10 protein-coding genes, 1 tRNA gene and 1 pseudogene are annotated in these 10,652 nt (G+C 65.3%); 4 read left to right on the plus strand and 8 right to left on the minus strand.

The genetic code is table 11. From position 1 onward, the window contains the following. Positions 1 to 55 precede the first annotated feature (55 nt). Positions 56 to 634 carry a 2-phosphosulfolactate phosphatase gene (locus PHP91_RS15925; RefSeq protein ID WP_300142998.1) on the minus strand — a complete coding sequence of 193 codons (579 nt, stop codon included), beginning with the start codon at positions 632 to 634 and terminating at the stop codon, positions 56 to 58. Between the two features lie 196 nt (positions 635 to 830). Here PHP91_RS15925 and PHP91_RS15930 point away from each other — a divergent pair, with 196 nt between their 5' ends. Continuing rightward, positions 831 to 1,781 carry a UDP-glucuronic acid decarboxylase family protein gene (locus tag PHP91_RS15930; RefSeq protein ID WP_300143001.1) on the plus strand — a complete coding sequence of 317 codons (951 nt, stop codon included), beginning with the start codon at positions 831 to 833 and terminating at the stop codon, positions 1,779 to 1,781. Between the two features lie 135 nt (positions 1,782 to 1,916). On the opposite strand, the gene PHP91_RS15935 is transcribed toward PHP91_RS15930, so the two are convergent. From PHP91_RS15935 to PHP91_RS15945, 3 genes are all read right to left on the minus strand, one after another. Next, positions 1,917 to 3,182, minus strand: a complete 1,266-nt coding sequence (locus tag PHP91_RS15935; RefSeq protein ID WP_300143004.1) for a radical SAM protein — start codon at positions 3,180 to 3,182, stop codon at positions 1,917 to 1,919. A gap of 2 nt (positions 3,183 to 3,184) precedes the next feature. Further along, the gene (locus PHP91_RS15940; protein WP_300143007.1) at positions 3,185 to 4,084 is read right to left on the minus strand and encodes a radical SAM protein; all 900 of its coding nucleotides are present in this window, start codon (positions 4,082 to 4,084) and stop codon (positions 3,185 to 3,187) included. 73 nt (positions 4,085 to 4,157) lie between these two features. After that, positions 4,158 to 5,291, minus strand: a complete 1,134-nt coding sequence (locus PHP91_RS15945) for a glycosyltransferase family 4 protein (RefSeq protein ID WP_300143010.1) — start codon at positions 5,289 to 5,291, stop codon at positions 4,158 to 4,160. 105 nt (positions 5,292 to 5,396) lie between these two features. Here PHP91_RS15945 and PHP91_RS15950 point away from each other — a divergent pair, with 105 nt between their 5' ends. Continuing rightward, complete coding sequence (locus tag PHP91_RS15950) at positions 5,397 to 5,990, plus strand: phosphatase PAP2 family protein (RefSeq protein WP_300143014.1); 594 nt, start codon at positions 5,397 to 5,399, stop codon at positions 5,988 to 5,990. Here PHP91_RS15950 and PHP91_RS15955 read toward each other — a convergent pair. The 3 genes from PHP91_RS15955 to PHP91_RS15965 are packed head-to-tail and all read right to left on the minus strand — an operon-like array spanning position 5,987 to position 7,679. Further along, entirely contained in the window at positions 5,987 to 6,706 is a 720-nt protein-coding gene (locus tag PHP91_RS15955) for a VTT domain-containing protein (RefSeq protein ID WP_300143016.1), read from the minus strand. The genes PHP91_RS15950 and PHP91_RS15955 overlap by 4 nt on opposite strands. Next, positions 6,696 to 6,953 carry a lipid A biosynthesis domain-containing protein gene (locus PHP91_RS15960; RefSeq protein WP_300143018.1) on the minus strand — a complete coding sequence of 86 codons (258 nt, stop codon included), beginning with the start codon at positions 6,951 to 6,953 and terminating at the stop codon, positions 6,696 to 6,698. The genes PHP91_RS15955 and PHP91_RS15960 overlap by 11 nt, the downstream gene beginning before the upstream one ends. A gap of 3 nt (positions 6,954 to 6,956) precedes the next feature. Further along, positions 6,957 to 7,679 carry a glycosyltransferase family 2 protein gene (locus PHP91_RS15965; protein WP_300143021.1) on the minus strand — a complete coding sequence of 241 codons (723 nt, stop codon included), beginning with the start codon at positions 7,677 to 7,679 and terminating at the stop codon, positions 6,957 to 6,959. A 163-nt stretch (positions 7,680 to 7,842) separates the two neighbouring features. Here PHP91_RS15965 and PHP91_RS15970 point away from each other — a divergent pair. Next, a tRNA-Met gene (locus tag PHP91_RS15970) sits at positions 7,843 to 7,918 on the plus strand. 475 nt (positions 7,919 to 8,393) lie between these two features. Here the strand turns inward: PHP91_RS15970 and PHP91_RS15975 are convergent. Continuing rightward, positions 8,394 to 9,968, minus strand: a complete 1,575-nt coding sequence (locus PHP91_RS15975) for a glycosyltransferase (protein ID WP_300143024.1) — start codon at positions 9,966 to 9,968, stop codon at positions 8,394 to 8,396. 252 nt (positions 9,969 to 10,220) lie between these two features. Here PHP91_RS15975 and PHP91_RS15980 point away from each other — a divergent pair. Further along, positions 10,221 to 10,652: pseudogene (locus tag PHP91_RS15980) on the plus strand (hypothetical protein); the annotation flags it as partial.

The raw sequence follows: 10,652 nt of genomic DNA on the forward strand, positions 1-10,652 counted from the left end.
GCACGAAGTCGAAGGCGTTCAGGTTCATGCACAACTCGAAATCCCGTTCCGGAGCTTAGTCCTTGGTCTCGTCGAAGAACTTCTCGGCGCTGTCCACCCCGGCCAGAAACTTGCGCAGGGTCTCGAAGCTGTTTGGGTACCCGTCCAACTCATTTTTTATATACATGGCGCACATCATGTCTTCCTGCGCGCGCATGACTCCGGCCGTGCCCATGGCCACCAGGGTGACCAGTTCTGGATCGCGGGCCCGGATGTACTCGACGATGGCGCCCGCATTGACGAAGGAGCCGGTAAGGACTTCGTCCGCCCCGGAGCAGGCCGCCAGCCCCTGGGTGCCCGCGCTGGTGGTGTGCACCAGGGTGCGCCCGGAAAAATCCACATGCTCGATTTCGGTGGGGGAATTGCCGTAGTCGAACCCTTCGATCTTGATGCAGTCCCGCTCGCCCACCAGGACGCCGTTCCTTTTCGCGGCCAGCTCCCTGGCCTTTCCCACCTCGCCCACAGCGAAATACTCCGCCGCGCCGTTATCCACAGCATAACAGGCCACCGAAAAGGCGCGAAACACGTCTATGACCACGGCCAACCCTTTGGCCCGGCGCGCCCCTTCGAGGCATTCAACAATGTTAACAAACACTTATATGCTCCATTATCTTAATATTATGAGGCTTAATTCTCACGACCACCGGTTCCCGTCAACCATTGAGCATACATTACTTTTCAACAGAGCCCTCCCAAAAAGAGAAAAATCGCTCATAACCGGTGATATCGGCCGAGCAGCACAACCTGCGAACCCTGTTGACAAAACGGGATGTTATTGCAAGATTCCGCCCATGAATAAAAAGCGCGTTCTCGTCACCGGCGGTTCCGGATTCCTCGGTTCCCACATCTGCGAGCGGCTGCTCGGCATGGGCCAGGAAGTCATCTGCGTCGACAACTTCTTTACCGGGCGCAAGGACAACATCCTGCACCTGCTGGACAACCCCTATTTCGAAGTCATCCGCCACGACGTGACCTTCCCGCTCTACGTCGAAGTGGACGAAATCTACAACCTGGCCTGCCCGGCCTCGCCCATCCACTACCAGCACGACCCGGTCCAGACCACCAAGACCAGCGTGCACGGGGCCATCAACATGCTCGGGCTGGCCAAGCGCATCAAGGCCAAGATCTTCCAGGCCTCCACCAGCGAGGTCTACGGCGATCCGGTGGTCCACCCCCAGCCCGAATCTTACTGGGGCAACGTCAACCCCATCGGCCTGCGCTCGTGCTACGACGAGGGCAAGCGGTGCGCCGAGACCCTGTTCTTCGACTACCACCGCCAGCACGGCCTGCGCATCAAGGTCGGCCGCATCTTCAACACCTACGGCCCGCGCATGACCATGGACGACGGCCGTGTGGTCTCCAACTTCGTGGTCCAGGCCCTGCGCGGCGAGGACATCACGGTCTACGGCGAGGGCCGGCAGACCCGCAGCTTCTGCTACGTGGACGACCTGGTGGACGGCATCATCGGCTTCATGGAGAAGACGCCGGACGACTGCATCGGCCCCATGAACCTGGGCAACCCCGGCGAGTTCACCATCCTGGAGCTGGCCCAGGCCGTGGTCGAGATGGTGGGCTCCAAGTCCAAGATCGTCTTCCGGCCCCTGCCCTCGGACGATCCCATGCAGCGCAAGCCGGACATCTCCCTGGCCAAGAAGGCCATGGGCTGGGAGCCGAAAATCCCGCTGCGCAAAGGGTTGGTCAAGACGATCGAATACTTCGAGGATTTCCTGAAAAATCAATAGAAGAAAGCCGGGGCGACCCAAGGCGTTCGACATGAGTGCGAACGCCGCCAGACCAGAATCGAAATCCCCCTGCCGATCAACGGCCAGGGGGATTCCTTTTGCCCGGCATTGAGACGGCGCGGCGGCGCCCTCTTCCTAGATTCTGATTTCGGCGGCTGCCGGATTGTCCAGCGACCGTGTCCAGAACGTGTCGATGCAATCCAGCATGAAATGGTTCTGGGCCAGGTGGACCCAGAAAGCCCCCTTCCGGTTCAACCGGATATGGCCGTCTTCCCGCCGCCCCATGCCCAGCGCTGTGATCGCGCCCATCATCAGCCGCATGGGGTGCGTCCGGTCGGGAAACCGGGCGCGCAACCCGTCTGTCGGCACCCTTGTCTCGTAGAGCCTCCAGTAGAGCCAATACAGATCGGAAAGTCTCGGGCCGACGTTCATGTGCATGTTGCCCGCCAGCCGTCCCCGGTCGAGCCTGTTCCGGTAGAGGCCGACGTCGAAGGGATTGAACCAGAAATGGCCGGGCAGGTAGGTAGCCGCCCCGGCCCCGAGCCCGATGTAACTGTCCCGGGTTACGGAGCTGAACCGGGGCGCGCCCGGCCTGAGGAAGCTCCAGACGGAAGTCGGCGCGTACCCACGAGCGGTGAAGAAATCCCACAGGAACCGGTATTGATCGTGGCGCTCCCCCAGGGAGGGCATCTGCAACCGTTTCCTCTCAAGATGCCTGCCCGCCGCGGTGTAGGGAAAGGTGAACAGGGGATAACAGGTCACCTGGTCGACCCCGGCCAGGACGATTCTTTCCATGTCCGCCTTGAGCTGGCCCATCGTCTGGCCCGGCAGCACGAACATCATGTCCGCATTGACCCCCTTGAATCCCGCCCCGGCCAGCCGCGCCAGGCCCTCTTCCAGGACCGGGACGGTGACGCCTCTGCCGATGTTTTGCAGCAAGTCCGGCTGGAAGGACTGCACACCCATGGAAACCTGGGTCACGCCGCCGTCCGCCAGCCGGGCGACGCCCTCCGGGTCGCAATTCTCGGGGCGCAGCTCCATGGCGATGGCGTCCACGTCGAAACGGTCCGCCAGACGGCCCGTGACCCGGCCCAGGTCGTCGCCCAGCAGCGCGGGCGTGCCGCCGCCGAAATAGACGGACGGGACGCGAAGGCGGCCATACAGGTCGGCCAGGATGTCGATTTCCCGTATCAGCAGATTCGCATACCGTTTGACCTGGTCCTGGTCGAAGGGCAGCTTGTAATAGGGGCAGTAGGGGCAATGCCCCTTGCAAAAGGGTACATGGACGTAGAGGTGGACGTCCGCCCGCTCCATGACCGGGATTTCGCCCATGCGGGTGAAGGTGAACGTGCTTTCCTTTCCGGCAAGCAGGTTTCGGATGATGCGCGCGATGCTGCCCATGGTCATTTTTTGAGGTAGTTGAAGCCTTCCAGGATGGCGGACGGGGACCAGTTCACCACCTGCAGGACTTCCAGGTACCCGAGGTAGCCGCAGTGCCGGCAGGCCGCTGGGTTGGCGTTTTCCCGGCAGCAGGGATAGATTTTGCCCTTGGAGAAGGTCTGGCAGACCGTCGACGGACGCTTCCACTCGTCATGGATATACGCCCGCAAGGCCGCCCGCGAATTCAGTATCGGCGAACCGTGGCGCTTCAGGGAGACCAACCTGCGGGCGATGGCCACCCGCTCTTCACGTCCGAGGAACAGCTCGTCCTTGCCGTAGTAGGGAGTATGAAAGTTGAAGAACACCCCGCCCAGATGGGGTTCGGCTTCCACCATTTCCAGGAACCGGTCCAGCTCCAGGCGATTCTTGGCGTTGATGGTGAAATTGATGTGGATGTTCCGGTGATTCGACCGGCGCACGTTCTCCATCACCCGGTCGAAGACGTCGGACCGAAGACGCCTCGTGGCGTCCCGGCCGCCATCCATGCCGAGCATGATGGCGTCGGCCGAGCTCTCGATGGGATAGGTGCCGTTCGTGTATATGGCCACGGCCAGGAAGCCCAGGGTGCGGGCCGCCTTGACCACGTCCTCAAGCCGCCTCTCCCCGTCCGTCCAGTGGAAAGGCTCGCCGCCGGTGATGGCCACCGACCGGATTCCCATCTCCCGGAACCTGTAGAGGCCGCCCAGGGCCTGGTCGAAGGTCAGGTCCGCCCGGCCGGTGTTGGCCACCCGGCACTGCGCGCAGTGCAGGTTGCAGCTATCATTCAGGACCAACCCGCCGATGAACGGGATGTCCCGCCGCAGGATTTTCGTCTTCAGGCCATAGGTCGCCGCCCAGGCCGAGTAGCGCATGGCGTTCAGCATGCCTGCCCGTTAATCACATAACGCATAAAAGTCCATGCTTATGCTGAACGTTTGGGGGTGGCGACCCGGCTTTCTATTTTTGGGCGAGGGCGGACTCGATCATCTCCACGTAGGGATCGAGGCCGGAGGGGACGTCGTCGGGCCAGGCGAAGGGGCCGGGCCGCTCCTCGGCCGCCACGCGCCCGAGAATGCTGGTCAGCCCGTCCACGTCCGAGGGATCGGGAAAGACCCATTTCCCCGGCAGGAAGTGGGCGCTGCCGTTGAGCGCGCTGGAGACCACCCGGCATCCGCAGGCCAGGGCCTCCAGCACCGCATTGGAACAGGCGTCGTAGAAGGTGGCCAGGACGAACAGGTCCGTGCGGCCGTAGAACGAGCGCATGTCGTCCACCTTGCCCAGGAAGCGGACCCGGTCCTCCACACCCAGGGCGCGGGCCTGGCGCAGGTATTTGTCGGCATGGCGTCCGCCCGCCACGTGCAGCTCGAAATTTTCCGGAAGCCCGGCCAGGGCCTCGATCAGGTAGCGCACCCCCTTGAGGGCGAAATTCGTGGCCGCCGTGCCGATGACGAACCGGTCCGGCCCGATCCCGGCCTCGCGCCGCAACGCCTCGCGCTCCGCGTCCGTGACGCGGGCGAACCGGCCCAGGTCCGGGCGGTTGTAGACCACGTCGATGTCCTGGGCCCGAAGGAAGGGATGGGCCCGGACCACCCAGTCGCGCACCAGGTGGGAGACGCAGACGATGCGCCGGGTGCGGCGCATGCGCGCGTCGTCCAGCCAGCGGATGACCCAGTTGACCGGAGCCAGCCGCCGCCGCAGCATCTTGAAATCGCGTGCGAAACCAGCAGGCCAGGCGCGCTTGGAAAGTTGCTGGAATACCGAGATGGGGCCGCCGCCGATGCGCAGGATGTCCTGGTTCACGGTGTTGCCCAGGCCGACCACAAGGTCGTAGCCGCCCCGCTTCACCGCCCGATCGGCCATGAGCGCGAACCAGAGGGTCTTTATCAGGCGAAGCCCGCCAAAGCGGCCCACGGTCACCGGGCGCACCCCGGTCGGCGGCTCGGTCTCGCACCGGGCGCAGATGAAGTCCACCCCGTGGCCGCGCGCGGCCAGGGCCTCGGCAAGCCGCCAGGCAAAGGACTCCGCGCCGCCGTACCGGCTCAGCCGGGGCATGGTCAGGGCCAGCCGCCCTCTCTCGCTTCTCGGTTTCATGGGCTCTCCTTGTGAACGAATTTGCCCGCTTTGACAAGCGCACCCGTTGCGGCCCGCGCCAAAGGACGGTATGAACCCCGGAAACCGCATCCCGCAAGGAGTTCCATGTTCTTCCTCACCCCGGCCCTCGACCTCCGCCTGCTGCTGCTCGTCAACCAGGAGTGGCGCTGCGCCCTGTTCGACGCGATCATGCCCGTGCTCTCGTCCAAGACCGCCCTGTTCATCGTCCTGGCCCTGGCCGCGGGGCTGGCCGCCCTGCGCCTGGGCAAACGGCAACTGCTCCTCGTCCTCGTCCTGCTCGTCGGCATGGGCCTTTCCGACGCCGCCACCGGGGTGGTCAAGTCGCAGATCAACCGCGTCCGCCCGCTCAACGCCTTGGCCGGGATCTATCACCACGCCCACGGGGTCTGGGAGCGCCGCCCCATGGACTTCGTGCAGACCAAGGAGAAAGGCACCTCCTATCCCTCGGCCCACGCGGCCAACTCCATGTGTCTGGCCGTGCTGGCCATGCTGCTGTGGCCGCGCCTGAGGCGCTGGCCGCTGCTGCTGCCGCTGCTGGTGGGCTATTCGCGGCTCTACCTGGGCAAGCACTACCCCACGGACGTGCTCGCGGGCTGGCTTCTCGGGCTGGTGGTGGCGGGATTCGTCTGGCTGGCCTGGGAATACGGCCTTTCGCGTTTTTTTCCGGGAAAAAACTAGTCCTCGTCCGGCACGCTGAACCCGGCCTCGGCCGCATCGCGCCGGTAGCTGCGATACACGGCCAGGCCGATCCAGATGGACACGGCGAAGAGGACCACGCCCATGGACACGGACAGTGCCACCCCCAGGGTGGACTCCCGGTTCATGCCCGCGCCGAACAGGGCGAATATGCAGTTCTGCGGCAGGTAACCCACGGTGGAGCCGAGGATGAAGGGCGCCAGCGGGATGGAGCTGATCCCGGCGGCCAGGTTGGTCAGCACGTTGCTGCCCAGGGGGAAGAGGCGGATGGCCAGCGCGGTCTTGAACGGGCGGTGGCGCAGGAAGCCGTCGAGGCGAATGATCCGCCCGCCCAGCCTGCGGGCCACCAGCTCGCGCCCGCCCCAGCGGGCATAGCCCGCCGCCAGGGCGCAGCCCAGGCCCGAGGCCAGGGTGGAGAGGACGGTGCCGCCCGTGACGCCGAAGGCGAAGCCGCCCAGGAACCCGACGAGTTGGCGCGGCAGGCCCACGCCCGTGAACACCGCGCCCACGGCCAGGAAGATGAGCACCGAAAGCGGACCGGAGCCGAGGACGTGGTCGTTGAACCACTGCGTGTCCCTCAGCATGTCGTTCACGCCCATGGTCCGGGCCAGGTACACGGCCAGAACCAGTCCGGCGAGCATGACCAGTCCCTTGATGGCGGCCCGAACGCCGCTTCCGCCCTTGCGCTTATCCGTCATCGTTCTCCCGCCGCATGCGGTAATAGAGGATCATGAGACACGCCTGCCCGACCACGAAGACCGGGTCGCTCTGCACGGCGCCGTAGGCCAGCCCGGCCAGGCAGGACGCGGCCAGCACGGCTGTTTCGGCCCGGCCGGGGGAGCCGCCCGCATCCCGGCGCAGCCGCAGGATGGCCCGCCGCGCGAAAAATCCGCCCTGCCCCAGCACCGTCATGGCCAACAGCCACCAGTAGGCGGGCAGGCGCATGGCCTACTTCTTTTCCTTGACCGTATAGCCGATGTGCCTGGAAATGAGCCACTTGACGCCGATGAGGTCCCAGATGCCCGCCAGGGCGCGGTCCAGGGTGCCGTACTTGGACACGCCCGCCCCGCGCTCGCGGTGGTTGACCTTGACCTCGCGGATGCGCGCCCCGGCCGTCTTCATCAGGATGGGCAGGTAGCGGTGCATGTTCTTGAAGCGCGGCAGGGCCCGGGCCATGTCGGCCCGCATGACCTTGAGCGAACAGCCGGTGTCGTGCACGCCGTCGTCCACGATGGCGTCGCGGATGGCGTTGGCGATGCGCGAGGAGATGCGCTTGACGAAGGTGTCCCGCCGCCGGGCGCGCCAGCCGATGACCATCTCGCACTCCCGCCCGAAGATGTCGAGCATGGCCGGGATGTCGGCCGGGTCGTTCTGCAGGTCGGCGTCCATGGTGACCACGATGCCGGAGTCTGCGGCGTCGAACCCGGCGCAGAACGCGGCGGACTGCCCCCTGTTTTCGGCAAAGGCCACGTAACGGGCCTCGGGGTTGGCCCCGGCCAGGGAGCGGATAATCTCCAGCGACCCGTCGGTGCTGCAATCGTCCACGAACACGGCCTCCCAGGGCCGTCCGGTGGCGTCCGCCGCGCGTTTGAGCTCTGCGAACAGGGTATTGAGATTGTCCCGCTCGTTGAACACGGGCAGGATCACGGAGAATTTGTCTTTGTTGCTCATAGGCGCAATGGATTACGGAATTTGCCCGACAAAGTAAACCGGCCAAGGACCTCCCCGGAACATATCCGAAACCGTCCGCCGGGCAAAGCGACTTTTTTTCATCCTCCGGAAATAAGAGGTTGACAAACCCGGCCCATCCACCTAGAACCCCTTTCACACGTGACGCGGGGTGGAGCAGTTGGTAGCTCGTCGGGCTCATAACCCGAAGGTCGTTGGTTCAAATCCAGCCCCCGCTACCAGAAAAAACAAGCGGTTGCATCTGAATGGATGCAACCGCTTTTTTGTTTGTTCCCGCTGCCGACGATGGGCGCGGGGGGACGCTCCGGCCGATGGCGCTGCTGCCTGGCGGGCCGGGAATCGAGCGGGATGCGGAAGACGCGGACATCGTTGTCGCGCCCGCAGAGACAATCGGCCACGACCCTGGCGGTAGCGGTCGTCAGCCGCTCGATGGCGTCGCGCGACTTCAGCTCCAGGGCCGGAAGTGGCGACCGACTGGACAGACTCAATCTCCATGGGGGGGGATATGGCGTACTTCCCCCCCTCATTACTAGGGGATAAACAACAGTTTAATATTTTTTGACTGGCGCGCGTCGGCGGAAGGAGAGGGCCGGAAGCCGGCTTGGACGGAGACGCAAGGGTCGCTGCCCTTCCCGCTTTCAGGGAAGGCGATGGTGACGGGACCGGCTTCGCAAGGAGGGCCGCGCCGGAATTCCCCTACGCCCGCCGCTTGCGCCTGAGACGCTCGGCCAGCGACACGGCCAGGGACTTCACCAGGTCGACGTCGTAATACGCCTGGGCGAAGTCGATGGCCTTGAGGATGTTTTGGTCCGACGCCTGGCCCGTCAGGATGGCCTGCCGGATGAACGGCAGGGCCTCCGGGCCGATGCCCGCCCGCTCCAGGCAGCGGATGAGCATATCCAGCACCTCGCCGGTCGGGGCCGCTTCCCAGGCCAGGGTCGCCAGCTCGAAATCCGTCGCGGGATACGGGTCCCTGGGCTTCTCGAAACCGAGCTGGAAGGTGTTTCCCAGGGCGTGCATCAGCCGGGACAGCGCCAGGAAGAGGCGCGGCCGGACGATCCGGCGGTCCTCCCCGAAGTCCACGGACAGCGGCAGGTCCGGCCGGAGATGCGCCGCCATGTCCCGCAGTTCACCGAACAGGCGCTCGACCTGGCAGAAATCGTCGGCGTGGAGGTGGATCAGGAGCAGCAGAGCCAGGGCCGTTGCGCCGTCCGGTCCGCCCATGTCCACGGCGGCGCGCAGGTATTCGCGCGCGCGGTCCACGTCGCCGTTCATGGCGCGGATTCGCCCGAGGACCAGGCAGGCCCGGCCGAAAAGCGGGTCCGTGGCGGGAATCCGGCCCAGTTGCGCCACGGCGTAGCCGTAGTTGCCGCCGAAACGCAGGGCGTGAAGATATCGCGCCTGCGCCTCCGAGAAGAGGAAATCGCCCGCGCCCGACCCGCCCGGCCGGACGGACTTGCCCACGGCCCGCTCCAGCACGAAACCCGCGCGGTGGCGGGCTGTGTGCCGCGCCCGGCATTCCGCCTGGCCGTTCGCGGCGATGCGCGCCGCCTCCTCCGGGTTGCGTTCGAGGAAGTCGATCCGCTCCGGCAGGTTGCCCGGCTCGTAGGCCACGTAGTGCTCGCCGTCGGTAAAGAGCTCGTCCATGCCGTCGCCCCTTTCCGCCAGGAGCACCGAACCTGCGGACATGGCCTGGAAGGTGCGCAGGTTCACGCCCGAAAAGAAATTCTCGTTCAGGACCACGCGCGACTCGGCGAAAAGGGTCTGCGTCCGGGACCTGCCGAGCCCCTCCGCCTGATGAATCTCACAATAATTTGCAATCAATTTCAATAAGTTAAATCGTTTCTTTCGATGCTCGGTAATGCGGCCGACAAAGGTGAGGAAATGGCGCTCCGGGAGGGCGTCCCGGAAGTCCGGCTCGAAGGCGAAAAGAGGCAGCCAGTGAGCCCCGATGCCGATGGCGCGCAGCTTTTCGGCCGAGGAGCGCTGGTCCACGAAGACATGGTCAAAGGACTTCAGGAGCGGAAAGAGCCAAAACTCGTTGAGGGGGGAGTCGATGACATGGGCCACCGTCGGCTGCCGCACCCGGCTGATTTCCCGAGGGATGGGACTGTTGCCGAAGAGTTCCAGCAGCACCAGGTCAGGGGCGCAACCCGATGCGTCGACCTGCGTCTGCAGGCTCGTGTCGCCGTCCGCGGCCAGGGGGACGACCTCGTGCCCGAGGGCCCGAAACCCCTCGGCGAGAAAGCTCCCCGTACTCAATACCCTCATGTCCGTCCTCGCTGCGATACCGCCGCTTCGGCGCGGCGTCCGTTCCGGCAAAACGGTTTTCCATGCCACATCCATAGGCCACGACGCGAAAACATTCAACATTTACGAGCGCCAGGGGCCGGGAATGCCGACCGGGCATTCCCCCCGGCGACCGCCCTCCGCATCGCCGCCCGGGAAAGGCGACAAAAGCACTGCCGTCCGCTCCGGCGGCTTGCCAACACATCCATTTCCCGATACCAAATAGCAGACTCTTTGGCCAAACCCGTGACGGGAATCGAATTCGACCACAACCCCCAGGTTCGACAGATGCCAGATCAGCCGCAACCGCCCTCCCCGCTCCCCCCCGACTCCGAACAGCAGTCCGGCGCGTCCGGGACCGATGGAGGGCAGCCGCCGACACCCCCCACACAGCCCGGAGACGACGGGACCGGCCAGCCCTCCGGCAACGGCGGCGGGCAGTCGCCCGAGAATGGCGGCCAGGCGGGCGGCGAAGGTTCGGCAAGCGGAGAAGCTCCGGCTGAGAACGAAGGTTCGGCGGGCGGCGAAGGTTCGGCGGGCGGCGAAGGTTCGGCGGACGGCGGCGCATCGTCCCGCTCCCTGGACGCCCAAGGCGGCGCCGGCGGTTCGAGCGAACCGCTGCAACTGTACGGTTTCGGTCCTGCGGGCCCGCCCATGCACGGGGGC

It is taken from the genome of Pseudodesulfovibrio sp. (assembly GCF_028692895.1).
In the GTDB taxonomy this organism is placed as follows: domain Bacteria; phylum Desulfobacterota; class Desulfovibrionia; order Desulfovibrionales; family Desulfovibrionaceae; genus Pseudodesulfovibrio.